25 protein-coding genes are annotated in these 26,388 nt (G+C 46.4%); 2 read left to right on the top strand and 23 right to left on the bottom strand.

The annotated features are described in order from the left end of the window. Positions 1 to 8: 8 nt before the first annotated feature. Entirely contained in the window at positions 9 to 1,301 is a 1,293-nt protein-coding gene (locus tag AVZ68_RS03120) for an ABC transporter substrate-binding protein (RefSeq protein WP_059103087.1), read from the bottom strand. Continuing rightward, complete coding sequence (locus tag AVZ68_RS03125; protein WP_059103088.1) at positions 1,301 to 2,995, bottom strand: alpha-amylase family glycosyl hydrolase; 1,695 nt, start codon at positions 2,993 to 2,995, stop codon at positions 1,301 to 1,303. The genes AVZ68_RS03120 and AVZ68_RS03125 overlap by 1 nt, the downstream gene beginning before the upstream one ends. A gap of 203 nt (positions 2,996 to 3,198) precedes the next feature. Between AVZ68_RS03125 and AVZ68_RS03130 the strand changes: the two genes are divergently transcribed. Continuing rightward, complete coding sequence (locus tag AVZ68_RS03130) at positions 3,199 to 4,215, top strand: LacI family DNA-binding transcriptional regulator (protein ID WP_059103089.1); 1,017 nt, start codon at positions 3,199 to 3,201, stop codon at positions 4,213 to 4,215. Positions 4,216 to 4,804: 589 nt separating this feature from the next. Next, complete coding sequence (locus AVZ68_RS20100) at positions 4,805 to 5,062, top strand: hypothetical protein (RefSeq protein WP_157404563.1); 258 nt, start codon at positions 4,805 to 4,807, stop codon at positions 5,060 to 5,062. Positions 5,063 to 5,122: 60 nt separating this feature from the next. Here the strand turns inward: AVZ68_RS20100 and AVZ68_RS03135 are convergent, their stop codons facing one another. The 21 genes from AVZ68_RS03135 to AVZ68_RS03235 form a co-directional block, all read right to left on the bottom strand. After that, positions 5,123 to 6,835, bottom strand: coding sequence for a 5'-nucleotidase C-terminal domain-containing protein (locus AVZ68_RS03135; RefSeq protein ID WP_059103090.1), 1,713 nt, complete (start codon positions 6,833 to 6,835; stop codon positions 5,123 to 5,125). An 80-nt stretch (positions 6,836 to 6,915) separates the two neighbouring features. Beyond that, positions 6,916 to 8,385 carry a sodium/pantothenate symporter gene (panF, locus tag AVZ68_RS03140; protein WP_059103091.1) on the bottom strand — a complete coding sequence of 490 codons (1,470 nt, stop codon included), beginning with the start codon at positions 8,383 to 8,385 and terminating at the stop codon, positions 6,916 to 6,918. Continuing rightward, the gene (locus tag AVZ68_RS03145; protein ID WP_059103092.1) at positions 8,382 to 8,669 is read right to left on the bottom strand and encodes a YhdT family protein; all 288 of its coding nucleotides are present in this window, start codon (positions 8,667 to 8,669) and stop codon (positions 8,382 to 8,384) included. Before AVZ68_RS03145 ends, panF begins: the two co-directional genes overlap by 4 nt. Before the next feature lie 388 nt (positions 8,670 to 9,057). After that, complete coding sequence (locus AVZ68_RS03150) at positions 9,058 to 9,687, bottom strand: hypothetical protein (RefSeq protein ID WP_059103093.1); 630 nt, start codon at positions 9,685 to 9,687, stop codon at positions 9,058 to 9,060. Between the two features lie 21 nt (positions 9,688 to 9,708). After that, positions 9,709 to 10,437, bottom strand: coding sequence for a gamma-glutamyl-gamma-aminobutyrate hydrolase family protein (locus AVZ68_RS03155; RefSeq protein ID WP_059103094.1), 729 nt, complete (start codon positions 10,435 to 10,437; stop codon positions 9,709 to 9,711). A gap of 258 nt (positions 10,438 to 10,695) precedes the next feature. Next, complete coding sequence (locus AVZ68_RS03160) at positions 10,696 to 11,553, bottom strand: ABC transporter permease subunit (protein ID WP_059103095.1); 858 nt, start codon at positions 11,551 to 11,553, stop codon at positions 10,696 to 10,698. Next, positions 11,553 to 12,338 (bottom strand): phosphonate ABC transporter, permease protein PhnE, encoded by a 786-nt coding sequence (phnE, locus tag AVZ68_RS03165; RefSeq protein WP_059103096.1) that lies wholly within the window; start codon positions 12,336 to 12,338, stop codon positions 11,553 to 11,555. Before phnE ends, AVZ68_RS03160 begins: the two co-directional genes overlap by 1 nt. A 13-nt stretch (positions 12,339 to 12,351) precedes the next feature. Continuing rightward, positions 12,352 to 13,116 carry a phosphonate ABC transporter ATP-binding protein gene (gene phnC, locus AVZ68_RS03170; protein WP_059103097.1) on the bottom strand — a complete coding sequence of 255 codons (765 nt, stop codon included), beginning with the start codon at positions 13,114 to 13,116 and terminating at the stop codon, positions 12,352 to 12,354. Between the two features lie 82 nt (positions 13,117 to 13,198). After that, positions 13,199 to 14,233, bottom strand: a complete 1,035-nt coding sequence (locus tag AVZ68_RS03175; protein ID WP_059103098.1) for a PhnD/SsuA/transferrin family substrate-binding protein — start codon at positions 14,231 to 14,233, stop codon at positions 13,199 to 13,201. Positions 14,234 to 14,378: 145 nt separating this feature from the next. Continuing rightward, positions 14,379 to 15,215, bottom strand: coding sequence for a PHP domain-containing protein (locus AVZ68_RS03180; protein ID WP_059103099.1), 837 nt, complete (start codon positions 15,213 to 15,215; stop codon positions 14,379 to 14,381). Beyond that, complete coding sequence (gene phnL / locus AVZ68_RS03185; protein ID WP_059103100.1) at positions 15,205 to 15,930, bottom strand: phosphonate C-P lyase system protein PhnL; 726 nt, start codon at positions 15,928 to 15,930, stop codon at positions 15,205 to 15,207. The genes AVZ68_RS03180 and phnL overlap by 11 nt, the downstream gene beginning before the upstream one ends. A 21-nt stretch (positions 15,931 to 15,951) precedes the next feature. Then, on the bottom strand, positions 15,952 to 17,133 hold the full coding sequence (gene phnM, locus AVZ68_RS03190; RefSeq protein WP_059103101.1) for a phosphonate metabolism protein PhnM: 1,182 nt from the start codon (positions 17,131 to 17,133) through the stop codon (positions 15,952 to 15,954). Between the two features lie 14 nt (positions 17,134 to 17,147). Further along, positions 17,148 to 17,987: an ATP-binding cassette domain-containing protein gene (locus AVZ68_RS03195; protein ID WP_059103102.1), complete on the bottom strand. Its 840-nt coding sequence runs from the start codon at positions 17,985 to 17,987 to the stop codon at positions 17,148 to 17,150. Further along, positions 17,980 to 18,846: an alpha-D-ribose 1-methylphosphonate 5-phosphate C-P-lyase PhnJ gene (locus tag AVZ68_RS03200; RefSeq protein ID WP_059103103.1), complete on the bottom strand. Its 867-nt coding sequence runs from the start codon at positions 18,844 to 18,846 to the stop codon at positions 17,980 to 17,982. The genes AVZ68_RS03195 and AVZ68_RS03200 overlap by 8 nt, the downstream gene beginning before the upstream one ends. Next, positions 18,812 to 19,954, bottom strand: a complete 1,143-nt coding sequence (locus tag AVZ68_RS03205) for a carbon-phosphorus lyase complex subunit PhnI (RefSeq protein WP_059103104.1) — start codon at positions 19,952 to 19,954, stop codon at positions 18,812 to 18,814. The genes AVZ68_RS03200 and AVZ68_RS03205 overlap by 35 nt, the downstream gene beginning before the upstream one ends. Continuing rightward, positions 19,955 to 20,551 carry a phosphonate C-P lyase system protein PhnH gene (gene phnH, locus AVZ68_RS03210; protein ID WP_059103105.1) on the bottom strand — a complete coding sequence of 199 codons (597 nt, stop codon included), beginning with the start codon at positions 20,549 to 20,551 and terminating at the stop codon, positions 19,955 to 19,957. Positions 20,552 to 20,583: 32 nt separating this feature from the next. After that, positions 20,584 to 21,006, bottom strand: coding sequence for a phosphonate C-P lyase system protein PhnG (phnG, locus tag AVZ68_RS03215; protein ID WP_059103106.1), 423 nt, complete (start codon positions 21,004 to 21,006; stop codon positions 20,584 to 20,586). A 333-nt stretch (positions 21,007 to 21,339) separates the two neighbouring features. Next, positions 21,340 to 22,080 (bottom strand): GntR family transcriptional regulator, encoded by a 741-nt coding sequence (locus AVZ68_RS03220; protein WP_059103107.1) that lies wholly within the window; start codon positions 22,078 to 22,080, stop codon positions 21,340 to 21,342. Between the two features lie 23 nt (positions 22,081 to 22,103). Further along, positions 22,104 to 23,270, bottom strand: a complete 1,167-nt coding sequence (locus AVZ68_RS03225) for a TraB/GumN family protein (RefSeq protein ID WP_059103108.1) — start codon at positions 23,268 to 23,270, stop codon at positions 22,104 to 22,106. 313 nt (positions 23,271 to 23,583) lie between these two features. Further along, positions 23,584 to 25,200, bottom strand: coding sequence for a long-chain fatty acid--CoA ligase (locus AVZ68_RS03230; RefSeq protein WP_180316664.1), 1,617 nt, complete (start codon positions 25,198 to 25,200; stop codon positions 23,584 to 23,586). Further along, entirely contained in the window at positions 25,200 to 26,366 is a 1,167-nt protein-coding gene (locus AVZ68_RS03235) for a CaiB/BaiF CoA transferase family protein (protein ID WP_059103110.1), read from the bottom strand. Before AVZ68_RS03235 ends, AVZ68_RS03230 begins: the two co-directional genes overlap by 1 nt. Positions 26,367 to 26,388 lie beyond the last annotated feature (22 nt).

Consider the following 26,388-nt stretch of genomic DNA (forward strand, 5'->3'; position numbering starts at 1 on the left):
CCCCTAGCCTAGTCTTCACTAATCGCTTCTTGTATCGTCGCTTCGGCGTTCTCAATTTCTTGATTCACCTCACGCTGACCAACAGTAACACCATTGACCATGCTGGCAATCACTCCAGAGCTGGAAATATCGCCCATCTTCAAAAAGTTCTTCCCATCCACCAACCCAAATATCTGCACATCATTAAAGGATTCCGCCAATTCCTCAGACAAACCGCCAAACGCTTTCACGACTTCGTGTTCACTGTAGCTCTCTTCCTCCACCACGTACTCGTGAACCGGCTGAGCTCCACCTGGGGACATCAAAATCCACTCCGCCGTATTTTCAGGTTGAGCCATGAACGATACAAAAGCCTCCGCAGCTTCTTTCTTTTCCTCTTCTAAGCCTGAAGAGATCGTTAGCGACGACACGCTTCCATAGACAGCTCTGGACTCTTTAGTAGGGACCGCGAACCCAATATTATCGGCCTCACCTTCCTCATAGATGGATGGGAGAAGGTACGTCGAGTAGATCGCCATTGGCACCGTGCCGTTCGTAAATGCGTCCCTAATTTCTGTCGTATCGTTAGAACCTGGCATTGTGTAGGCGGAAAGCGATTGATAAAACTCGAGTGCTTTTTGCATTTCCGGTGTATTTAACGTCAGATCTCCGTGTTCACTTAAAACGTTTGCATTATTGGAAAGAGCAAATTGTGAAAAAGATTGTTCCGCGAATAGACCATCAACCGTAGGGAGCCCGATGCCATACTTGTTTTCGCTCTCATCAGTAAACGTCTCCGCGACTTCAAGGACGTCCTCCCACGTTTCCGGTTCTTCAAACCCTTCCTCCGCAAGCATCTCCTTGTTGTACCAAATGCCTTGCACCCAGCCGCTCATGGGAATGCCTGTCACACTTTCCCCGTCTTCTGTACGAAACACATCAAGCGCCCCATCATAATAGTTTTCGGCTCCGAGGTCATTTAAGAGTCCATTCACTGCTGGTTTGTCAATGAGCTCGTCTCGATCCATCACTTTGGCGTAGTCCTGACTCACTTCAATCACGGCTGGCAGTTGCCCAGACATTGCCAGTGTAATTACCCTCGTGTTGTAGCTATCTTCTTCTGTCGCCACTTGTTCAACCTTAACCGAGGGGTTCTCCTCTTCAAATTTGGCCACGAGTTCATTGATCACTGCAAGGCGATCCTGCTCCACTGACGAATGCATGAATTCCACGACTGTCCGATCATCATCATCGCCACAGCCAGCAAGAAGGAATCCGGCAGCGGCCCCAAGAACAAACCCTCCGATTCTCCTCTTTATCATCAAACACCCTCCTCTACCTTTTTCAACCATACAAATTGATAAGGGTCCAACGTTAGTAAAGTCGGCGTTCCCCATCTTTGATCAGTCAGGATGTCCACATACGATCCATGCAACCCCATCGTCGCTTGCTCGCTTGAAAGGTTATGCACGACCAGCATCTCCTCGTTCCTCTTTTTGCGAATAAAAGCAAAGAGTTTCTCGTTCGTTTGCAAGACTTCCATTCTGGAAGCGGGGTGGAACAACGGTTCATTCTTCCTTTTTGCAATAAGTCGATTAAGTTCAAGTAATGTTTGCTCTCTCAGGCTGCCCTCGTGGTCGAGTTCCTCCTGCAACGTCGGGTAATCAAATTTTTTACGGTTAATCGAGCGATTCATCGACGTTTGCGCAACCCCTGCCTCATCATTTCTGGAACCAATCATACTTTGAATATAGACCGAGGGTACACCCGGCATTGTCAACAAAATGGAGTGGGCGACAAGCATTCTTTTTAGCCGAAGCGTATCATCATCTGTTTGCTTGCTTAGGGCATCCATGTAAGTCACATTCAGCTCATACGGGCTTTCACTCCCATCTTCATTTTGTTTAGAGGAGACAAGAGCGCCTTCTTTTTCAAGACCCTCAACCATATCAAGAATTTCTTTCTCTGGAACTAACCCTCGTATTGGATTAAGCCCAATGCCGTCATGCGAAGCTAAAAAGTTGAAGAATGTGTTTTCTTCTCGAGCCGCAGGCAAGGACCTTGCCCATTGTGAAAGTACCTCTGCGCTTCCTTTATAAACGGAGTAGAGAACCAGTGGAGGCAAAGGGAATTGGTAGACCATATGAGCTTCATCGTTTCCGTTGCCAAAGTACGAAATATTATGCTCATGCGGCACGTTCGTCTCTGTAATGAGAACCGTCCCCTCAGCCGCCAGGTCCGTAACATCACGGAACAGTTTAATGATTTCGTGTGTTTTTTCATGATGAATGCAAGCGGTTCCCATCTCTTTCCACATAAACCCGATAGCGTCAAGCCTCACGTATTCAGCCCCTTGCTCCATATAGAACAAAAGAACATCAATCATTTCAAGCAAAACCAATGGATTCTCATAGTTCACATCGACCTGATCGCGACTAAACGTTGTCCAAATGTAATGCTCTTCCCCGTCATGCATCGTAAACCGCGAAAGAAGCGGAGTCGCTCTAGGACGAGTCACAGCACTAGTGTCCACGTCTGGACCTGGTGAGATGAAATAATTATCGACTTCAGGATCCCCAGCTAGATATTTTTGGAACCACTGGCTTTCCTGGGAGACGTGATTGCATACGTGATCAAACATTAACCTTGTGGAGTGAGATAAGTGTTCAATGTCCTTCCACGTGCCAAGCTCTTCATTCACTTGCTTGTAATCAATCACAGAAAACCCATCATCCGAAGAATATGGATAGAATGGGAGGATGTGCGTCAGCGAAAACGACTCAGTTAAATAACGATCAAACATCTGCTTAAACGTTTTCAACGGCGCTTGTCCTTTTTGCTGGAATTGATCCCCATACGTGATTAAAACAACGTCCTTCTCGTCCCACTGTGGTTTTCTTTGCTTCAACTTCTTCGCTTTCGTCTCCTCAATGCGTTGCAAAATCGAATGATAGATCGTCTCTATATTTTCCTGTTCTCCATAAATCCGCCTCAGTCTTTGCTTTATCTTGTTCATTGTCTACCTCCCGTGGTACCGCTCCCATAAAAAGCTAAAAAAGATAAGCTCCTCATTTTTGTTCAAACAGCTTGTGGTACCGCTCCCATGAGTGTAATATATAACGGGAAGCGTTTTCTGTCAATAAGTGATTTTTTTCAATACTGACTTCACTATATAACGCACACTAAAAGAAATGTCTTCCCTAAAAGGAGTTTTTTTACATGCCAACCATTTACGATATAGCCAAAGTAGCGAACGTCTCAAAATCCACAGTTTCACGAGTATTAAACAATCAGACGAACATCTCTGAGGACGCGAAAAAACGGGTCCTACAAGCAATTCAAGAACTCAACTACCAACCTAGTAAACTTGCTAGGGGGCTTTCCTCCGGATTCGATGCGATTATGGTCGTTATCCGCTCAAAAAAAACGACAGAGAACAATCCATTTTTCTCAGACATACTGCACACCATTTCCGCAAAAGCAGAAGAGGAATCGTTTGACGTCATCGTGCAAACCTCGAAGAACAGCGAAGACGAACGTGCCAAATGTATAGCCAAGATTGAACAGAAAATGATCAAAGGAATCATCATGCTTAGCTCGCCGATTCATGAGGATCTCTATGAACAACTTGACCGATACGGCCTGCCGATTGCTGTCGTTGGGAAAGTTGATGGCAACTACTTGAACGTTTTTTCTGTCGATACAAACAACTATGCAGACAGCTACAGTCTTACCAAACACTTAATTTCAAAAGGACATAAACGTATTGCCTGCCTCCATTCTCCTGTGGAGTACCATGTCTCTGCCGATCGCCTGCAAGGATACAAAGAATGTATGCGTGATCACGCCCTGCCCGTTGGTGAGAACTTGATTGTCAACGGAGGGTACACGAATCAGGAGAGCGAGGAAGCCTTAACACATCTTTTAAGTTTTAAGAAAAAACCTTCCGCGATCTTCGCCACAGATGATCTCAAGGTTACAAGCACTTACAAGGTGGCGGCGGAAATGCAATTGAACATTCCAACCGACCTCTCTATCGTTGGATTTAGTAACTCGAGCCACACGCCTTTTTTGTCGCCATCGTTAACAACCGTTGAGATCCCTGTAAGTGAGCTGGGTCAAACAAGTTCGAGCTCCTTGTTCAAGCGCATTAAAGGCAATAGTTCTTCTTTTGCTAAAACGCTTGTGCCTACAAGGATGGTACATGGTGATTCGGTTCGATCGTTTGACGTTTGAGTAAGAAGAAGCCGTCACAAACCACTTGCTGAACGCGGAGCCTTGATGAAACTTGAGTCTAAAGTGCTAAGCAACCAAAATCCGCAAATAGGGCACAGATTTGCGGTTCTGCAAGAATTTTAGACATGGGTGTTTGGTTGAATGTTGAAGGTCTTCTGGAGGAACCTCAATCCCCAGCGTGCGTAGGAATTGATGTTGTTCATGTGTCAATTCCAAAGTGAAGAAGGGAAAGCGTTTGATAAACCCGGAGCGGACACTTAGCAAGCGGATGGACGCGGCATTTGCTTGCCGCAGCGTTTGCCATCAAGCTAGGTAATAAGAATCTCTGTCACTGGCGAGATGGAGATGGACGGTGGTCGCTTTCCAGCATGCAGGCGTTTGCCGAAACGTATTGTCGATCCAATTTCGGGGGAGGGCCAGCCCTTGGTTAGGCCTATCCGAAATAAACCTCTGGTTACGACCGACATAGATGTCTTGAGCGTTAACAGAACAGTGGGGGACAGAATTTTTTAACGGGTGGGCAGATCGATCACGACTACTGCTAGCCAGAGACGTTTCCTTTTTCCCTCGTGTTCAAACAAGTAAGGGCATGACGAATGAGGAACCAAACAAAGCCATGCTGAGCGAATTATTATTATCGCGTGTAGAAGGCACCAACCGTCGTCCTAGGCAAGTAGGGTGGTTGGTTCTCAAAGATGTGTGCAATCAATCAAACGGGCGCGAACGAACAGTGGATGTTGCAAGATTGGATACACGAAAAAAGGGTAAGCATCGGATGCTCACCCTTTGGGACACAGGAATCGTCGACCGAGAAGGAAGCCGGTGCCATTATCCTGAAAACCCCTAAGAGAAAGTAATGAATGGAGCAACAACTCCGCGCTCCCTCGTTCATCCCAACAGGTCCTCTCTACTTACCTTCAGTCACATACAACATCTCCCCAGCATAGTTAAGATCCGGACCTTGAATCGAAGGGTTCATGTCGACAAGCAACGTCCATAACATATTGTATTGGAGACCGATTTCAAACAGAGTATCTCCTGGCTGTATGGTGTAGACGCCCTCCCCTGCCTCTTTTGCGTCTGGTTCATCTACAGAGAGTGCTTCCTCAGATGCTACTGATGTTTCGATTCTTCCTCCTACCTCTGGAGCAATTTCACCGTTTTCTTCGAGGGATTCAATGAGCAACTCATCTATAGCGCTGTACTCATTGACCAGTTCCCCTTGGGCGAAGCTGTCGTATTCATCTCCTCCGGCTGCGAGGAAATCGTTGGTGGCAAGAAGGTAGGTTACCTCTTCCTCCAAAGGCTCGCCATCGATTTCGACGTGGTGTACACGGTTTCCAGGCGCTTGTTCTGGATCAAATTGAAACGTGAACCCTGCAATTTGCGGAAAGCCGCCGGTTGGTTCGGGATAACCTTTGACCCCATTTTCCAAGGCTGCGACCAGTTGTGCTCCTGTTACTTCCTTCGTAACGCCGAAGTTCCCAAATGGGGAGACGGCAACAAGATCTCCTTTTGTGATCTCTCCCGCTGCGATGGAAGCACGAATTCCACCGCCGTTCGTCAGGGAAATGTCGGCTCCCGTGGCATCACGAAGCACGTCGGCGATCCAATTTCCAAGATTGGTTTCTTCTACTCTCACTGCTTCCCGTTCCCCGTTTAGCTCCACGGCTGTTTTCCCAACGACGTCAGCGAGAATTTCATCTTGCGCGGTTTCGATCTCTTGGAGCAGCGTCTCTATTTCCGGATCAGGTTCGACGCCTTCCGCTTCTTCCTGGCTGATCAACCGAGCTGTTTTCTCCGGGAGCTCTCCGTCTTCCAGTTGCAGCTCAACCACGCCAAAATTCTGCAAGTATTCGCCGGCACTTGCAATAAGGGTATCATTGGCTCCTTGCAGCCCTTCTTCCAGAGTGGTATGGCTATGGCCATCCACAATCACATCAATGCCCTCGACGTCTTCTGCGACCTTCTCACTTGTATAGGTACTGGACTTGTCCACGCCGAGATGAGCCAGTGCCACAATCACATCTGCTCCTTCTTCTTCAAGAGCTGCGACCATTTCCTCCGCAGTTTCGGATGGGTCTGCAAAGGTGACATCTGCGACATTCTCAGGGTTGGTTTTGTACGCAGTTTCTGGAGTGGCAAGACCGAAGAGTCCAATGGAAGTCCCGTTTACTTCGTGAATGGTGTAAGGCTCTAGCATCGCTTCGCCACCTTCATCCTGTACGTTTGCGCCAAGTACAGGAAAATCGCTTTGCTCGGTAAGTTCCATGAGTCGGTCGAGACCATAATTAAAGTCATGATTGCCGGCCACCAAGGCGTCATACCCTAGTTCATTCAGCACCTGAACTAGCGGTTCCCCGCGATCAAGCGAAGCAAACGTCGTGCCATGAAACGTATCGCCACTGTCTACAAGCAGGGAATGATCGTCTTTTTCCTGCTCAATCAACGTAGAGAGCTTGGCAAACCCCATGCCGTCCAATTCTCCTTCAAACACCCTGCTATGAGAGTCGTTTGTGTGCAAAATCTGTACAGTGGTGGTCGCAGCCTCTGCATCGGATGACCAGACGACTGCCGCTGCCGTTACTGAGAGCGCGAGCACGGCCTTCCTACTATTCAATCGCTTCGCCTCCTTCTGTTTTATGGTCTCATTGTACGTTATCAATAGTAAGCTTCCATTTATATTGGGAAAAAGTCTCGTTACGTCTTTCTACTGATGGTTCGTGCTGGAAATTCATAGGCTTCCTGCTTAAACACTAGGCTAAATACCACAAATGCTAGCAACGAAAGAACCACGGGGACAGTCACCGTATGGACACCCAGTAAATCACCATAAGCTCCATTATAAAAATGAATGGCGATATAGGAGCCTATTCCCGTAATCATCGAGGCGATCGCCCCACTTTTATTCGCATATTTCCAATACAATCCAAGTATGAGTGGCCACATAAAGGCTGCTTCCAATCCGCCAAAGGCAAATAAGTTTAAAAAGATGAGCAACTCAGGAGGGTGGATGGCTATGAGGAATGCCCCAACACCGATCAGCCCCGTGACGCCCATACTGACTTTTTTAACATGGGTATCGGACGATGCTGGCCGTATGTAGTTCATATAGACATCCTTCACCACAGAAGAACTAACGAGCAGCAACAAGGAATCCACCGTTGACATCATCGCCGCCAAAGGTGCCGCGAGGACGATTCCAGCAAGCCAAGGGGGCAGAACGTCCAAAGCAATCAATGGAATCACTTGGTCCGCAACGTCAATGCCTGGCAGCACAGGTCTGGCAAAGACACCGATTAGATGCATATTCAACATAATCACACCTACAACAACCGTCCCAACCATAATCGCTCGGTGCATGGCCCTTGAATTTCGGTACGACATCGCCCTCACTGCCACTTGAGGCAAAGCGACGACGCCAACTCCTACAAGGATCCAGTAGGACGAGATATAGGCAGCGGTCAGTTGCCTGTCTTGGCCGTATGGCGTAATCAGATTTGGATTTTCTGCCACTAAATCAGCAAAAATGTTTGATAATCCGCCGCCAGCAACAATGACTGCGATCAGCAAAATGAATGTCCCAAAGAACATCACTATCCCCTGGATTGTATCTGTGATCGCAACCGCACGAAATCCCCCGATCGTTACATAGATCAATACAGAGATCGTAAAAATAAATAAAGCCGCCGTGTAGGACAATCCGGTTAGCGACTGAATTAAGTAAGCACCTCCGACCCACTGTGCGGCCATCGCAGAAAATAAGAACACAATGATGCTGCCTGCTGACAACAACACAACCGACGTACTTTTGTATCTTTCCTTTAAAAAGTCAATCAATGTAACGGCATTGTATCTTCTTGTGACTATTGCAAACTTTTTCCCTAAAATCAGTAATACAAAGTACCCCGTCGCTACCTGTGTCATAGCGAGCAGTACCCAGCCAAAGCCGATGGAATAGGCAGCACCAGGCCCTCCTAAGAAACTAGAGGCACTTCCGTATGTCGCCACCATTGTCATCGCTAACACAATGCCCCCAAATTCGCGGCTGCCCAGGAAGTAATCACTAAGAAACGACGAGGACTTGGCCATTTTTCGGTTCGACCAGATGCCAACCAGAAAAACTAGCACGAGGAAGGTCAATAACGGAGTGACCACTTCCCAATTCATTTGGAATCCTCCTCTTCTTCATCCTCAAGCGAGACATCTTTTAAGACAAACTTCACCACCAGCGAGACTAATAGAACCATTACTAAAAATCCGACAATGCAGCTGAAAAAAATCCACGCAGGAAATCCCAAGATATACGTGTACTCTTCCGGAGGCTTGGACCCGAGCCCGAAAGCAAAGCCAAACCACCATACCATATTAAATACAGCCAAAGCGCAACCAATCAAGGCTTCACGGTTCGCGACTTTAAAACGAGTCTCGCTCTTCTGTCTGTTATTTGCCATTCAACGACTCCTTTCCGACTCGTTTCTTAGATTCGTGTTATCGTAACGTCCTTAGTTAGCAGTTAGCTATAACGTAAAATACCCGACCCACTCTTTAGATTCACTAAAGAGCAGTCGGGTATTGGCTACACGTTTATGCTGATCAGTGAGCGCATGTTCTTTTAAGTACCCCTCAACAGCCGTAGGACTTCCCTTGCTGTCGCTGCAAGAGAAGGATTCGATGGCCTCTTTCTGTTCGTCAGATAGTTTTTCTTCTTGTCCATATTCCCGTTATCTAGACATTGTACCCCATTCCGTAAGCGTTTGTCATTACTTAAGTCGCCTTTCCGAAAACGGGCTTATCCTTCCCTCCCCCTTCCTCTGCTGGTTGTACATTGACCCATCTTTATTATAATTTCTGTATCATCTCCTCAATCTCCACCCCTCTATAATGACTCGTCACGCCTGGTTTGGAGCCGATATAGGCAACAATTTCTTCATTTCCCAGCCCCACATTCTTTTTCAACCCTTCCATGATCATGCTTAAGTATTCTTCGGAAGGTTGATTAAGCGGAACGTCCAAATCCCAATCTGCTGTAAACGTAAAGATGGGGTATCCTTCTTCTTCCCCCACATAGAGAATGGTTCCGTACCATGAATCCCGGAGTGTTTGATGCCCGCTTTTCTTGACTTCTTCTAAATCAAACGTTAGTTCAATGCCGTCATTTTCCTGTTTGACAACGTCCTTAAATTGGTCTTCTGTAATCAAGTATTTTCGACTGTAGGTCTTGTAGTCCTCGTCCTTGTCCAGTCCGATAAAAGCCACACCTTGCTTTTGCCAACGAGCAGATTCTTTTGCGAAATACAACGGATAGTTCATCATGTATGTGGCCTCGTTAACGGGGGGTGAAGGATCCCTACACCCAACTTCCACTTTTTCAGAGCCCTTTGGCTTGCCGCCTTGGATGTAGCATAAAAACCGATCTACACTCAAATTCGAGCCATAGCTTGCATACCATACATAGTTTGTTGGAGCCATCCCATCACGTCCTTCATGCGCTTACTTCTTTTTTATACACTCTATCACGAACTCTTTAAACAAACGAGCCATGCTTGGATCTTCACCTGCCATCTCATCCGGATGCCATTGGACGCCCCACAGCAGAGGGGACTCTTCTGTTCCTTCAACCGCTTCAATCACCCCATCCGGAGCTGTTGCCACCGCTTTAAGCGTAGGTGCGAGCTCGTCAATCGCCTGATGATGCATGCTGTTGACTCGTGTGCTTGAACGCCCTAGAACCTGATAGAGGCGGCTGTTCGAATCAATATGAATACCATGGGTGGCTTCTGGTCTTGCCGCTTGCTGATAATGGTTAATGGCCTTCGGGTTTTTGGTTGGAATGTCCTGTATAACTGTGCCTCCCAAAGCGACATTTAGCAAAGTAATCCCTCTACAAAGGCCCAAGATCGGCGTTTGCTGTTTTTGCGCGATTCGAGTGAGCTCGATTTCGAGTTTGTCGCGTTTTCCATTGGTTGTTTTTAGCTGGGGCGACGGGTCTGCCTGAAACGAATGGGGGTCAATGTCTTCGCCGCCACTTAAAAGGAGCCCATCACACAGAGACATCCACTCTTTTGCCATTTCCACTGAACCGAGCGGGAGAACGACCGGTACCCCTCCCGCTTCGATTACGGATTGAATATAGGCCTCGTGTACAAGGACACTTGGAATGTTGTTATGCGTTTCAACGGAACTGGAAATTCCGATTATTGGTTTGGTTTTCGGGCTCACGCTATCACTTCCTCCAGTACCTTTTTCATTGCGACTAGGGGGAACTAGTCCATTCATGACTTCAAATTAGTTTAAGCGAACTGTAGGTGAACCATACATTGTCTTTCTCCCCTTGTTGTCAAACGTTGACGACTCAACTAGAAGCTAAACACCAAAAAGCTGGAGCGCTCCAGCTTTTTGGTTTGCCTTTTTGTTTTATTGGAGAGCCGCTCTTTGTATTCCACGCTAATTCATCCATATAGGCACTTACGTTCTTCTTTAATGACGAACCGACGTAGGGAAATAACGTTTTTTTAACTGGACCGAGAATACCTCTAGGATGATGGCGATCAGTAATATCGCATAGGTGATGAACCCAACCTCACTGAGGTCAAAGTAGAAGCCGGACGCCATGAATAACTCAAAGCCAATTCCACCAGCACCTGCTGCAGCTCCCATTGCCACCGCTACCGCGAAGTTTATTTCAAAGCGCAGAAACGTCCAGGATAATAAATATGTAAACGTAGAAGGCAGGACACCGTGCATGACCACATGCCACCAGCTGGAGCCTGTTGATCGCAATGCTTCCAGGATTCCTTCATCCACTTCTTCAATAGCCTCGGAGAAAGCCTTCACTAGATAAGCGATCGAATGAAAGAGCATCCCGAGAACAGCTGCTTCGCTACCAAGCCCTGCTGCGATTGCGAAAATCAATACCCACAGAACGGTTGGCACTGCACGAATAAACGCAACAATCACTCTTACTGTTTTGGATACCCACTCTTTGGAAAGATTGGTCGCAGCCAACAATGAAAGAAACAAGGCAATGACGGCTCCAAGCACTGTTGATAGAACAGCCAGCCCCAGGGTGATTCCTACTTGGTAGAAAGCTTCCCCCCAACTGAAATGATTTAAAGCAGGTTGGAAGAACATCACTTGCAGGTTATGGGCGGTTTCCGTGATTGCACTAGGGATATGTAGACCGGTGTAATCAAAAAGCAAAAAAGCAATCATCGTTAACAACACGAACGCTATGATGGTTAGACGAATGACCAACCCCGATTTACTCCCGGCTTTAATGGAAATACGACCGTCTTTTTTTCGTTTCATATACGTCGGCTTTGATACAATTTCCATTATAGAATCACCTTCCGTATATAGTTTGAGAGCAATTCAATGAGGATGACGGCAATGACAATACTAAGAGTCACAAGCGCCACTGCGTTATAATTCATCGACTTATAATACATATCAAACGTGAAGCCAATTCCTGTTCCTGTTAAGATTCCTACCAGCGTCGCGCTTCGGATATTGGTTTCAATCATAAACAAAATCCAGCTTATGATCTGTGGAAGGCTTTGTGGAAGGACCGCTTTATTAACAATGTGAAAGTAAGTGGCGCCCGTTGCCGTTAAAGCCTCAACCGAACTATGACTCGCTTCATCTATCGATTCAATGAACGCCCTGGTTAAGAACCCAACGGTGCCTACAAACAAAGCTAGATACCCTGTTACGGAATTTTGGCCAAAGGATAGCAGCAAAATCAATGCCCACGCTACGACTGGAATGTTTCTTGATACAGAGGCAACCAATCGCGCTACGATACTTAACACACCGTTTATGCTTGTTGTTTTTGAACCCATGATTCCTAAAAAAATGGAAACGACTGCAGCTGTGGTTGTCGCTGCAATCGACATAAAGATCGTTTCCGTAAGCTTTTCTAGAATCGTTGGAAGTCTTTCTAGTGATTCCTGGGTAATGAGCAAATTAGAGAGCATCCATCCTATTGCTTGAGGAAATGCCACTAACCCATCCGCTACGTTAAAGTTTGTGATGAACGCGGATAAATACGTAATCGCTATGATAAGGATTAGAAATAACGTTGTGTGCCATTTTCGTTTTTGCATGACTTTTTCACTCACTATTGATTTCTCCTTACACCGTAATTAATTCTCTTGTTTCTATCCCATAAATGCGGTTGATGCGGTCCGTCGTTAATTGGTGATTCGTTCCATCAAAGACCACTTCCCCCTCGTTCAATCCAATGATTCGATCAGAGTATTGTTGAGCGACTTCTACCTGATGGAGATTGACAAGGCAAGTGATGCCTAGCTCCGAAGTAATGCTCTTTAAATGATCCATAATAATCTTCGAGGAATTCGGGTCTAGAGAGGCAATGGGCTCATCACACAACACTAGCTTCGGATCTTGAATGAGTGCACGAGCAATGCCGACACGCTGCTGCTGTCCACCGCTTAATTGATCGCAACGTTTATACGCATGTTCTTCGATTCCAAGCTTCTGAAGGAGGAAGAATGCCTGTTGTTTTTCATCTTCGCTAAATCTTCCCATGACCCCCTGCAATGTTGATTTATAGCCAAAGCGCCCATGTAGAACATTTTCAATAACCGTCAGCCGTGGCACCAAGTTGTAGTGTTGGAACACCATCCCTATATCCGTACGCAGCTTTCTTAGCTCTTTTTTCTTTAATCCACCTACATCTTGTTGATCAAAACGTACAGTTCCTTCACTAATTGATACCATGCGATTAATACAGCGAAGCAATGTTGACTTTCCCGCCCCAGATGGACCAATAATGGAAACAAATTCCCCTGCTTTTACATCAAAGTGAATCTTTTTTAATACGCTTGTTTCCGCATCATACGATTTCCCAAGCCCCACGATTTGTAACAATGCCATGTTTACTCTCCTCTCGGTTTGTAAGGAATAAGAGTATGCCCTTTTACCGTGCATACTCTATTGGTTTATTTACAAGCCGTATTTACTTAGACAATTCTCGAAATGGATCAAACCAAGCATCTTCTACTGGAACGAATCGTTCGTCACCGGATTTAAAGAATAAAGCAGACCCTTCTGCATCTTCCGGTACAAAGATGGATTCGTTGTTCGCGACTTCGTCAGAGGTTAATGCTTCTTGTACCTTTTGATAATCCTCTTCCCCTAATGTATCCATATTTGCAACAAATGGAGCATTTAATACAGGCGTGACACTCATAAGCGTAAATTCGCTACCAGTCACTTGGTGGAACGGCTCAGCAGCGTCCTCCTTTACTCGATAAATGGAACCAACCGTATTCTCTTCTCCTTCTGCCACTTCCACATAATTCTCCACACACGTGTCACAAAACGCAGCTACTTCCGCGTTTTCGGTCAACAAATGAACCGCAGCCCCTTGATGCGAGTTGCCAAATAGCACTTGAGAGAAAAGCGGTCCACCTTCCATCAAGTCCTCTTCCGTTAGATCTGCATACTCCTCCTGTTCTGTGAAATGGGTAAGAATACTAGAAGCAGGTGCTTTAAATCCCGATGCGGAGCTATTTGAAACAAAAGAGATGGTCTTATCAGCGATCGTATCAAGTGAGAATTCTCCATCTACTTTAAAGGTTTCCTGGTTCTCTACATTTGCAGCCAACCAGCTGTGGTATACAGCATCATCGATCGTCCCTGACGGCCCAGTAGAAACAACCAACGGCTGAACGGCGTCATTGCCAGCTCTTGCCTCGACATACCCTTGCGCACCCATGAAAGCCAAATCTGCGTTATCATTGACTAACGTTTCAATCGCGATGGCATAATCTGTCGTTAGGTGGTGTTCTACCTCTTTTCCAGTTGCGTCGGCAATTACGTCCCCAATCTCATCACGCGAGGATTTCAAATCCTCTCCAGATTCGTTGGGATACCACACAATATCAATGGTATCACCGTCTCCCCCACTATCTGCACTACTTGTGGAACAGCCAACCAAAAACACGACTAGTAAGAGTAAAACAGCGAACTTAGACAACGCTCTTCTCATGTTAAACACTCCTTATCCATAGATTGTGGCAACCACACTAGATGCCAGATGTCCATATCCTTCTTTCATTGTCCTCTCTCATTAAACCACAAATAATTTTAAATATCGTATTTATTTACAAGATTTAACCATCACTTAAGTTTGTTTACATTCCCTCAACAATTGGTTTGCTTCGCTTTTTCTGAATTGGAAGTGAAGGACTTGGGAGGGAGCCGATGGCAATGGGCATACCAAATTGCGCGTGGTAATCCGTCCCTCCTGTCATGATCAAGCTGTACTTATCGGCCAATTCTTCTACTTTCCGATGGTCTTCTTCGGTGTGGTCTGAGTGGTTTCGCTCGATCCCCCCTAGTCCAACCTCTATCAGTTCAGGAATGAGCTCATAGGAATCAAGCTGGCCAGGATGGGCGATCACTGCAAGTCCTCCATCAGCGACGATGGCTCGTACAGCATCAACCGCATTCACATACGTAATGTCACCTGAAGCAGGACCGCTTCCTTTGAATAATTGTTGATACAGTGACTGATAGTCGGAGGAGGCGAATTCCGCCTCCGTTAAGTGACTCATCACATGCTGTTTATAAATGATTGGACTAGGCTTTGCCGACTTCATGATCGCTTGTTTATCTAAGTCATACCCACGTTTATTAATTTGCTCCATCTGCCATAACGTATGGTGTTGACGCCTTCGTTGCACGACTTGGCAAAGGAGCTCTATATGTTTCGCTGGTGTTTGGTAGTCATACCCTAGCACATGGACTTTCCGATCCCGTTTAAAATCGTAAGCAGAAATCTCAATTCCAGGGATCACGTGAATGCCAAAAGATTCTCCCAATGCTTGTTTTTCTATTAACCCGTCCGTGCTATCATGATCGACAAAACTGAGATGCGTCACTGCTTGAGCAGCCGCCTTCTGTAAGATCCTATGAACAGACTCCGATCCATCCGAATAATCGCTATGCACATGGAGGTCAGCCCTCAAGAAGAACCTCCCCTTCCTTCGCAATCTGGACTGTATTGGATTTCATATCAAGGACTTTGTCGCAGAGGCCTTCCATAAATTCAATATCATGAAAGATACCAACCAACGTCGTGCCATTTGCCTTTAGCTTTTCAATGATTTCACGGACCTTTATTTTCGATTGTTGATCTAAGCTTGCGGTCGGCTCATCTAACAAAAGCAGCCTTGGCTTCTTTACGGTCGCCATTGCAATATTTAAGCGTAGCTTTTCCCCTCCAGAAAACGTATTTGGGTAGGTATCCCATAGCTTTCGATCCAGCTCAAAATGCTCCAGTGCCTTTTCCGCCTCTAACTGGGCAATCGACTCGTGTTCTCCCATCTCGAGCAGCGCTTTTTCTACGAGTTGTCTAGATGTCGTACGCGGCATGACATTTAAAAACTGAGAGACATAGCCGATTTCGTGTTTTCGCAAATACAGCACCTCTCGCTCCGTTGCGCGCGCCAAATCAATCAGCCCGTAGCGCCTGGAATCGTACATAATACTTCCCTTGTCTGGCAAATAAGTGCGGTAAATGCTTTTCAGAATCGTAGACTTCCCGCTGCCGCTTTTGCCTACGATTCCCATGAATTGTTCTGACTCCAAGGAAACGTTCACCTGTTCGACTGCCTGCATCGTTTTACCAAGATGATGAATGGTAAACTGCTTTCCGACGTTCTTCATCTCCAACATTGCCATTGCAGAAACCTCCGATCCGTTTCAATTTGTCCGATAGTTCGTTGTAGTGATTAACGAACCATTCACCATCGTAGCTGTTAACATCGGATAGCCATCATCCATTCGTTCAATCACGACGATATCCGCTTTCTTGCCTGAACGAATAGAGCCAATTTCATCATCCATACGCACGGCTTTCGCTGGATTGAGTGTCACCTTCATAAACATGTCGTGTAGATCATTGCCATAGCCTTCGCTTAATTCAAAAATGGCATGTAGCAAGGCAGCTGGATAATAATCACTGCATAGAATATCAATACAACCGGTTGATACAGCCTCAGCCGCTGATAGATTCCCAGAATGAGAGCCGCCAAGCATAACATTAGGAGCGCCAGCCAATGTCTGTAACCCTAACTCTTTGGCGTGCTTGGCGACCTCCAACGTTATTGGAAACTCACTAATGGTGGTTCCAAATGAGCTGACTAAATCTAACTTCTCGGAATGGTCATCATCATGTGAAGCAACAGCAATCCCTTTGGAAATGGCGCAAGCGGCTATCTCTTTTATCTGTTCGATCGTTAGACATTCCGTACGCTGGCGATCTAAAATAATTGTTTGCACGTCATCGTCTGATAGATCTTGATACCCCTGTAATGTTTGTCGGTACACTTCTAAATCTCGGTACTGTCCTTGCCCAGGCGTGTGATCCATGAAGGAGAGAAGATGAACCTTATTTTCTTCCATATTTTGAATGAGCCGGTCTACCTCTGAAAGATTGTCAATTTCAAACCGAGCATGCATCCGGTGCCGAATTAAATGCAGCTCGTTATGGGTTGCGGCAATCGCATCCACCAGCCGCTGCACATTCTCTGGATAGCGCAAAGGCTTATGGGTAAACACGTCTTCACGGTAAAACGAGAGCGAATGAAACATGGTCGTAATGCCATGGCTAATTAATATTTTTTCTGCTTCTCTTAAGCTAATATGAAAATCCATCATGCTCGTTGGCCTTGGGGAAGCGACCGTTTCAATATAATCAGAGTGAATATCGATGAATCCGGGTGAAATAAACCCTCCATTAGCGTCGATTTTATGCGCATGGGGATAGTCTCTGATGCTTTCTTCCGGGACCATCATCTTAATCCGTTCTCCCTCGACAATCACGGCACAGCCTTCGACAATTGCTTCTTCTGTAATGATTTTTCCATTATGAATCACATACACCGTAACTATTCCTCCTATAACAACGAGTAGACGAGTTGCTGCGTATACGCATGTTGGGGATCTTCCAAAATTTGATCAGTCAGGCCTTGCTCAATAATGGAACCGTTCAGCATCACGATCGTGCGGTCCGCTAACATCCGAATAACGGCAAGGTCATGTGAAACGACGATCATGCTAATTCCAGACTCTCGTTGAATCTGTTTAATCAAATCCAGCACATTGGCTTGAACAGACAAGTCAAGCCCTGTCGTCACCTCATCTAAAAATAGGATGGGGGGGTTATTGGATAACGCCTTTGCAATTTGAACCCGCTGCTGCATGCCCCCAGAGAAATTTCGGGGCTCTTCCTTGGAACGAACCAAAGGGATATGAACATTTTCCAATAGCTGACTTCCGGTTCCTTCCATTTCCGTTACATTTCGATTGCCTGCTGCAATGAGCTTTTCGGCAATATTGCCCATGGAGGAGAAATTCATTTTCAGCCCATTCACTGGGTTCTGGTAGACCATCCCATAGTTGTGATTGCGAATATGCCTCTTTTTTTGAGACGATAGACGGAGCACGTTCTGTTCGCGAAATTCCGGGTCATTCAACAGCACTTCCCCAGATGAAACCTCTGTGTCAAAGTATAAACATTGCATCATGGTGGATTTGCCGCTGCCGCTCTCCCCCACAATACCGAGGATTTCTCCGGGAAATAAATCAAAGGAGACATTCTGACAGGCATATACGCTGCCACAAGCAGGACAATAGTTTTTCTCTAAATGTCGAGACGATTGCTGGGTACATTGCCGACAGCCGGGACCAAATCGTTTGTCTAAATTCCGTACACGTAATAGGGCTTGCTCACACATGCTCCTGTGCCTCCTCCCGAAGTTGCGCACTAGTTAACCGCTCCATGCAATAGCTAGTATCATTGCATTGATAATAGCTCCCTCCTGTAGCTTCCTCGATGAATTCATCGAGGAAAACATCAGTTGCTCCGCATAAATGACATTCTTGTTCTGCAACGGATTCGACCGCGAACGGATAATCTTCAAATGCAAGCGAGGCGACATCGGTATAGGGAGGGACGGCGTAGATCTTCTTCTCTCTCCCGGCCCCGAGGAGAATGAGTGCTTTTGAATGATTCATTTTCGGATTATCAAACCTTGGAATCGGACTAGGAGCCATCACGTAACGGTCATTGACATAAACTGGGTGATCTGCCCCTGTCGCTGTTTTGCCGTATTTCATAATCTGCTCAAACAATAGCAGCCACGCCCCGCTGTACTCGTCTTCTGCGTGAAGCCTTTTTGTGACATACTCACGCGCTTCCACATGGCGAAGCGGCTCTGGAGTCGGGACTTGCAGAACGAGGATTTGATCTTCTCTTAGTGCAACCTCTGGAATACGGTGCCTAGATTGAATGAGCGTTGCTGCTTCGGTTTGTTCCGTTAATTCAACGCCTGTGGTCTCCTTCACTAATTTCTTAATGCTAACGGCATTCACAGATTCATCAGCGCCTTGGTCAATGACCTTTAACGTATCCTGCCTACCAATTAACGATAGGGTCAGCTGAAGTCCCCCAGTGCCCCAGCCCCTAGCAATCGGCATTTCTCTCGATGCAAAGGGAACTTGGTAACCAGGAATCGCAACGGCTTTCAACGTCGCACGACGAATCTCTTTTTTTGATCCTTCATCGAAGAAGGCAAAGTGTGTCTTTGTCTTCATGCTGCTCCCTCTCCTTTTTTACCTCACGGATGCTATCTAACTTGGATTGGAACGTCACATAATGCGGCAGCTTCAAATGTGAAATAAAGCCTGTGGATTCCACGGAATCAATATGTAAAAGCACAAATTCCTCATCATGTGTTGGGAAATCCGCTTCCGGGTGTTCCAAACATTGATCTAAAATGCTCATCGCAATTGCTTTTGTTTCATTTTGGCCATAGCAAATCCCGTAGCCGATTTCGAACTCTAATTCCTCTTCATTTTGTTCATTTTTCACAGGAACCGGTACAAAGGACTCGACTTCAGATACTTTTATACCCCCAATATAGTAACTGTCCGCTTCATCCTGTTCAGCTTCATTCGGATGACGAACATAGATCGGCAATGTTCCAACCCTGACTTCTCCAACCGTCGGGTGTACTTGACCATACCCACGTAAAGAGGCGTAGCCTAAGGCGGTAACGGCCCCTGTTTGACCGCGAGTCAACGTTTGTAACCGAGCACTTCTTGGAGCAGGAAAAGCAAGGGTTTCTTTTGTAACATCCATCGGGTTTGTATTATTGAGGTCATAGGCTTCGAACAGCCCTTCCTGCCTTAAATAGTCCACTACTTTAGGAAAATATAAACCCTCGTCGCCTTGTCTTTCTATGGTTTCTACTGCTTGTGTATAGGTGGAGAGCCAAGCTTCATTGCGGTCTTCACTCTCGTTGACTAAGCTAAAATCGAGCAATCGATGGGTATAATCAGTTGTTGCTCCAAGTATTTGACCACCAGGAATATCTTTAAAGCTTGCAGAGATGCGGCGTTCGATGAACATGGTCTCCGATTCTACGGTGTCGCTATAATAGAGTCTTGGCAACGTCGATCGATGTGCACGCATGATAAAAACAGCTTCTTCCATACTGCCCTCTGCTTGTTTGATAGATAAAGCTGCCAGAAACGGCGAATATAAGCTACTCTCTGACATTACTTGGTCAATTAACGCCCGCATCGTGCCCATAATTGTCTGGATCTCAATGATTTCTCCATCCTTCAACCGTTCGTACTTCAGCCGCTCTAGCGAGGCTTCAATTGCCTTGGTCCCACCTTTTACGGCGACATACCCCATTTACATTCCCTCCAATACGTCGACCTTTGTGGTTCGGGGGATACAGACAAGTTGTGCCTGAACATCTGTGCAAATCATGTCGATCCCCAGTGGATATTCCTTCACACGTTCGTTTCGAACTTGCCACATCTTGCTTGGAAAACCCATCTTCAGCACGGCTTCCTCTTGAATCCCTGGCCCAGTTAACCGCAACTCAGCTTGATTTTCGATGAGTGAACGTTCCATTATCCACGTAGCCGAACGCTGTGGATCGATTAACTGTCCAACCTTGCATTGATGCAAAGCTTCCAAAACGGCGTGTTCCGATGCATCTTGCAAAACAATGATGTAATCCGCTTCATGAGTGGGTGCTACTTTTGCCAATGTATAGGCAGCAAGCGTTTCGCTAAAAAAGGGACTGTTTTCTGAAACAACAGCAAATGATACTTCTGCATCTAACAACGTCAACGCACTAAGGAAAGTGGCGTCATAACATGGCACATCAAGGTCGCCGTGTTCCACACCTTCCTTGAGGCTTGAAATCGTCCCCGGACGAGACATACAATGCAGGATCTTTCGGTACACTTGCTGTAAATCATGCACTTCATCAATGACCATATCATCTCTCCTGATCCGTATTTTCAACAACCTTACCCGTCCATCGTTTCAAATTGAACCTTTGTTTGAAGCAATTCCGCCTGTTCTTTGGCTTTTTTTGCGTTCAGCTCAGCTTCGGCTTGTAAAAGTAACGACTGCCACTGTTTCGTTTCTGGTAAATGGGCCTTGTAAGCCGCATCAATAATCGCTAGATTCTTTGCCAGTTCGTCTTCCATCCCTTGCACCAAACCGATGCCTGTCTGCTGCTGAATTTCCACTTTCGCTTCCGTTATGAGTACTTCACCGATATAAAATAATGACTGCTTCGCTGATTCTCGCATCTTGACCATTGTTAACCCGTAACGTGGGGAGACAATTTCCTTACAGTTGTGTTTCTGCAAGATCGTTTCTGCAAGTTGTTTTGCTAAATCAGCGCTCGTTTGAACAAGAATCTCTGTTCTTCTACGCCTCTTCATTTCATGCAACCTCCTCTACAAATCCATCGTAACTTGTTGCCAAGTGCTTTGGTTTTAAGAAAACGTAAAGCATTTGTAAACAGGCCTTTAAAGAACGAAAAGCATAGGCGAGTTGCTTGCCGCCGGAGCTAGCCAATACCCAAAGGCGCAGGCGGGTCGCCCAGAAGCACGGATCTTGGAAGGCCTGCACTAGAAACCCCGACCTTGGGTTTCAGGGCAGGACTGAAAAATCCCGAGCTTCTACCCTCCGGAGCTAGCCAATACCGAAAAGCGCAGGCGGGTCGCCTAGAAGCGAGGATTTTGCCAGAGCTAGCCAAAAAGGCGAGGGATGCTTCATCCCTCGCCTGCTTCTTTCATGGTGATATCATATTTAAATTTATCACTACGATATAAAATTTTCGTATGCTCCAGTCTTTCGTTCGTCTCGGCATCCAAACAATCACTCTCTACGACAATAAGCGGCACCATACTGCCGCAAACTAATTGCTGTTGCTCGTCAGATGTGGGAAAGGTAATACTTAGAAATGTTTGATTGCTCGTAAACGCTTTATAGCCTAAGCTCCGATAATAGTCAAACATAGAGACAATCCCAGGGCCTTCATCAGAAATGGTTGGGAACTTCGCTTCACTAACAAAGGACTGGTGTATGGCAATTGGCTCTCGGTCAATGTAACGTAGCCTGCCAATTTTATAGATGCTGTCGTTCACTCCCGCCTGTAATAGGTCAAAAACCTTTTTATCATAGGCTATTGGTTCACAGTACATCGTTGTTGTTGTTAAATCATAACCAGCCTGTTTCATTTTATCGGTAAAACTCGTGTTTCCCGTTAGATTCAGCTGTATCGGTCTAGATGCTTGTTTCAAGAATCTACCTTTTCCCTGTTTGGAATAGATATAGCCCCGTTCTTCCAAAATCGTTAAGGCTTTTCTAGCAGTCATTCGCGGAACATCATACTTCTGTGCCAATTTGTTCTCAGACGGAAGCTTTTCTTCAGGTTCTATCGATTTAGAAATAATCTTTTCCATTATGTGATCAATGATTTGTGTTTCTTTATCACCAGTAATAGAAATCATCCCCTTTGTGTGTTGAAAGGCACCTATAGATTTTCTAAAAAGACCCGAATCACATCTACACCGCCAATAAAGGTTCCAATGGAGCTTCCTACATTTGCAAGCACAACGATCAACAGCACTCGAGTGGCTTTGTTTCGCCAAAATCCTTTTACTGTAAACACATCCTCTGCTAGTGTCTCGAAGTCCCGAACGTACGGTCTGCGAACATAAGCCTGAACGAATCCTGCGAACCAGCCAGCCGCAAGTAGAGGGTTCAACGAGGAGAGGGGCGCCACCAAGAAGGCCGTAAGAATCGTTAGTGGATGGCCGAATGCAATGACTACACCTAGGGCCGACAAGCCACCATTCCAAATGATCCAGCTTACGGTTTGTTCCCATCCCGCGGCAGGGTTCGTCATAAACGTATACACGATAATCGCTATAATAAAAATGGGAATAGACCAGCCAATCAGTTTCGGTACATTTGATTTTGGTGGGACTTCTTCCAATTTAGTTAAATCATGATCCTGTTTCATTTGCTCTTGAATCCCTGGGACATGGGCTGCCCCAATAACTGCAACCACCTTCTTGCCAGGTGCTTCTTTGATTTTCTGAGCTAAATACTTGTCTCGCTCGTCGATTAATGGCTCCTTTAATTTCGGAAACGAATCGGTAAATTCTTGCAAGATTGTATTGATGGTGTCTTGCTGCTTCATTTTTTCTAATTCTTCTTCTGATATCGTTTCTTTACTGAAAATACCAGCAATGACTTGTGCAAGCAGAAGAGCCTTTCCCTTCAAGCCGATGCTGCGCCAAATCCGAACGAACGTAATTTGGATATTACGATCCGCTAATACTAGCTCTGCGTGGGTGTCTTTAGCAGACTCAACTCCCTGAATCATTTCTTGCCCGGGGGTAATTCCAAACTGCTTGGCCATCTTTTTTTGAAACGAAGAGATGGCAAGATTCATTAATAAGAGAGAGGCTTTCTTCTCTTTAATCACCTTAAAAATATCCATCTCTCTCCAGCTGTTGTCCTCTTGTGCTGACTGGTAACGCTGTTCATCCAACTCGACACAGACTGCGTCAGGGTTTTCTTCTTCTATGACAGCCTTTACCTGTTCCGCGCTCTGTTTGGAAACATGTGCGGTGCCAATCAGGATAAAGTCTTTGCCATTCAAATGTATTCGCGTTATATTTTCTTCCGTCATCAATGACCTTCCTTTTACTTCAACATTGAGCTTTCCGGCACTGCCTAGGCCTATTGAAGGAATAGCTTCACCCTTTAATTATACGTAGCTCAACTTCCGCACCTAGAACAAGGATCGTGCCTTCAGTGATAGAAACAGGTTGTTGGCAAAAAAAGCCGAGTGCAGAAAAGGCACTTCCTATATGATAGCGAAAAAGAGCCAACATAAGCAACTGCCAAGCGAAATGAAATCGACATGAAGGCAACGTCCGCTTCCAGAACGCCCCGGAACAACAAAGGAGTGAAGCGCTCGCCAGCACTCCACTCCCCTGTGACTACTCTTGCATAACCTGACTTTTCACTTGATCCCGCAACGCTGTTTTCAAAAATTTACCCACTGATGTTTTGGGAATTTCAGCGATGAAAACAACCTCATCCGGCAGCCACCATTTGGCAAACTGTGGGGTTAGAAAGTCCATGATGTCCTGTTTCGAAACGTTGTGCTCCTCCCCTTCTTTCCGCACGATGCACGCAATCGGACGCTCCTGCCACTTGGGGTGAGGGATCGCCACAACGGCCGCTTCAAACACAGACTCGTGGGCCATCAGTGCATTTTCTAAATCAACGGAAGAAATCCATTCGCCGCCGCTCTTAATTAAATCCTTGGTGCGATCGACGATTTTAATCGTTCCCTCTTCATCCATGGTCACCACATCACCGGTGTGCAACCACCCGTCCCGAAAAGCCTCGTCACTCCGATCATCGTTGTAATATGAATCGGCAATCCACGGCCCACGAATGAGGAGCTCTCCCATATCGTCTCCATCTGCTTTCGCTTCCCCGTTTTCATTCACCACTTTCACTTCAAGTCCCGGAACCACCATCCCCTGTTTCGAGCGCAGTTCCAGTCGATCTTCTTCAGAAAGATCGGACTGGTAGCTTTTCAGTCTGGAGAGCGTGACGAGAGGGGTCGTCTCGGTCATGCCGTATGCATGGATAAAGGGAATCCCGTACTTGGTTTCAAACGTTTTGATCATCCCTTTCGGTGCGGCCGCGCCTCCGCAAAGAACTCTCCGTAAACTGCTCGTGTTGTAACGGCCCTGCTCCAGTTCTTTTAGCAATCCAAGCCAAATGGTCGGCACCCCGGCTGTCATCGTCACCTTCTGTTCTTCAATCATCTCAGCAAGGATTTTCGGTGTCATATTGGGACCTGGAAGGACCTGTGTGGAGCCAAACCAAGTCGCCGCAAAAGGCAGTCCCCATGCATTCGCATGGAACATTGGGACGACAGACATGACGACATCGGATTCGGAGAGCCCACCCGCATCAGCCAACCCCATGGCCATGCTGTGTAAGTAGATGCCGCGGTGCGAATACACGACTCCCTTTGGTTTCCCGGTCGTCCCTGACGTATAGCAGATGCCGGCCGGGTCATTTTCGTCAATGTCGCTAGCAAATTGATAGGTTTCATCTGCCTTTTCAAGCAGGGTTTCATAAGAATACAGGGGCTCCAATGTTGATTCGGGCAATCTGTCTTCATCCGTCATCACCACAAAGGCTTCGACCGTTTTGAGTTGATCTTTGACTTTTTCGATGAGAGGAAGCAAATCCTCATCGATGAGTAAGACCTTATCTTCCGCGTGATTGATAATATAAGCGATATGCTCTTCCGATAAACGAATATTGATCGTATGCAACACTGCGCCCATACTCGGAACGGCGAAATAGGCTTCGAGATGGCGGTGATGATTCCAGGCGAATGTGCCGATTCGGTCTCCTTTTTCAACGCCAAGATTTTCAAGGGCACTAGCAAGAGCGCGCGTTCGCCGTACAATCTCTTGATAGGTAAACGTTCTAGTTCCAGCAAGCGTCCGTGAAACGACTTCTTTTTTGGGAAGATATCTTTCCGTATGTTCAATCATTGATGCCAACGTCAACTGTGTGTTCATCATTATACGTTTCTCCTTTGCTCCTTTATTGTTTTCCTAGAAATCTCGATTTCCTCCATGACCTTAGCCGTGTGTTCCCCGAGCTTCGGGGCTTGCGATTGTATTTTCCCGGGCGTTTCTGATAATTTAATGGGAATGCCAATTTGCCTCGTCCCCCCGAGTGTTGAATGATGTACGGATTGAATCATCTCACGAGCCAACACTTGGGGATCGTTAACCATTTCGTGAAAATTTAAAACCGGAGCCACACACGCGTCTTTGCCGGAAAAGTTGTCGAGCCACTCGGCCAGTGTTCTCTGCGAAATGATCGTTTGGATCTCATACTTTAACCGGTGCTGTTCATGTAGGGGCGCGTCTAGTAACGGGATAAAGTCCCTTCTGTCGATCACCTGACAAAAGCTTTGCCAAAACTTTGGCTCTAGTGCGCCAACAGAGAGAAAGCGGCCGTCTTTCGTTTCGTAGACCTCATAGCAGGCTAGCCCTCCACTTAACACTTGCTCGCCTCTCCTCGGTTCGACATCCTCCACTAAGTAGTTCGGAAGGAGCGTTTGCAACCAGGAAATAACGCCGTCCATCATGGAAACATCAATGAATTGCCCTTTCCCTGATCTTTCTCTCTCGAACAAAGCAAGCAGGATCCCTACGGCCGCTGGAAGAGCTCCTCCGCCAATATCCGCGAGTTGCGCGGCAGGGACAACCGGTTTTCCGTCTTTTTCTCCCATTAGGTTCAATAACCCTGCATAGCTAAGATAATTAATGTCATGCCCGGGGCGGTCTGCGTAAGGGCCCGTTTGCCCATAGCCTGTGATCGCACAGTAGATCAGAGCGGGATTAACGGTGTTCAATGGTTCATAGCCTAGGCCCAGTCGCTCCATCACACCCGGACGGAACGATTCCACTACCACATCCGCGTTTTCCACCAACTTGAGAAACTGTTCTTTTCCCTCTTCCGACTTTAGATTAACGCAAATGCTCTTCTTATTACGATTGAGAGAATGAAAAAGAGCACTATCCTCGCCAAGCTTCGGCTCATATGCTCTCGCATAATCGCCGACTTTCGGATCCTCCACTTTAATAACCTCCGCCCCGAAATCAGCGAGAAGCATCGTACAGTAAGGACCTGGAAGCAAACGGGTCAAATCAAGAATTCGAATGGATGTTAACGGCACTCAAGATCCTCCTTTTTTCGTC

The organism is Shouchella shacheensis (assembly GCF_001484965.1).
Taxonomy (GTDB): Bacteria; Bacillota; Bacilli; order Bacillales; family Bacillaceae_D; genus Shouchella; species Shouchella shacheensis.

Coding starts and splice junctions, on each gene's coding strand:
- AVZ68_RS03120 (WP_059103087.1), bottom strand. CDS start 1,301: ATGATAAAGAGGAGAATCGGAGGGTTTGTTCTTGGGGCCGCTGCCGGA.
- AVZ68_RS03125 (WP_059103088.1), bottom strand. CDS start 2,995: ATGAACAAGATAAAGCAAAGACTGAGGCGGATTTATGGAGAACAGGAA.
- AVZ68_RS03130 (WP_059103089.1), top strand. CDS start 3,199: ATGCCAACCATTTACGATATAGCCAAAGTAGCGAACGTCTCAAAATCC.
- AVZ68_RS20100 (WP_157404563.1), top strand. CDS start 4,805: ATGACGAATGAGGAACCAAACAAAGCCATGCTGAGCGAATTATTATTA.
- panF (WP_059103091.1), bottom strand. CDS start 8,385: ATGAATTGGGAAGTGGTCACTCCGTTATTGACCTTCCTCGTGCTAGTT.
- AVZ68_RS03145 (WP_059103092.1), bottom strand. CDS start 8,669: ATGGCAAATAACAGACAGAAGAGCGAGACTCGTTTTAAAGTCGCGAAC.
- AVZ68_RS03150 (WP_059103093.1), bottom strand. CDS start 9,687: ATGGCTCCAACAAACTATGTATGGTATGCAAGCTATGGCTCGAATTTG.
- AVZ68_RS03160 (WP_059103095.1), bottom strand. CDS start 11,553: ATGGAAATTGTATCAAAGCCGACGTATATGAAACGAAAAAAAGACGGT.
- phnC (WP_059103097.1), bottom strand. CDS start 13,116: ATGGCATTGTTACAAATCGTGGGGCTTGGGAAATCGTATGATGCGGAA.
- AVZ68_RS03175 (WP_059103098.1), bottom strand. CDS start 14,233: ATGAGAAGAGCGTTGTCTAAGTTCGCTGTTTTACTCTTACTAGTCGTG.
- phnL (WP_059103100.1), bottom strand. CDS start 15,930: ATGGCAATGTTGGAGATGAAGAACGTCGGAAAGCAGTTTACCATTCAT.
- AVZ68_RS03195 (WP_059103102.1), bottom strand. CDS start 17,987: ATGTGTGAGCAAGCCCTATTACGTGTACGGAATTTAGACAAACGATTT.
- AVZ68_RS03200 (WP_059103103.1), bottom strand. CDS start 18,846: ATGAAGACAAAGACACACTTTGCCTTCTTCGATGAAGGATCAAAAAAA.
- AVZ68_RS03205 (WP_059103104.1), bottom strand. CDS start 19,954: ATGGGGTATGTCGCCGTAAAAGGTGGGACCAAGGCAATTGAAGCCTCG.
- phnH (WP_059103105.1), bottom strand. CDS start 20,551: ATGGTCATTGATGAAGTGCATGATTTACAGCAAGTGTACCGAAAGATC.
- phnG (WP_059103106.1), bottom strand. CDS start 21,006: ATGAAGAGGCGTAGAAGAACAGAGATTCTTGTTCAAACGAGCGCTGAT.
- AVZ68_RS03220 (WP_059103107.1), bottom strand. CDS start 22,080: ATGATTTCTATTACTGGTGATAAAGAAACACAAATCATTGATCACATA.
- AVZ68_RS03225 (WP_059103108.1), bottom strand. CDS start 23,270: ATGACGGAAGAAAATATAACGCGAATACATTTGAATGGCAAAGACTTT.
- AVZ68_RS03230 (WP_180316664.1), bottom strand. CDS start 25,200: ATGATGAACACACAGTTGACGTTGGCATCAATGATTGAACATACGGAA.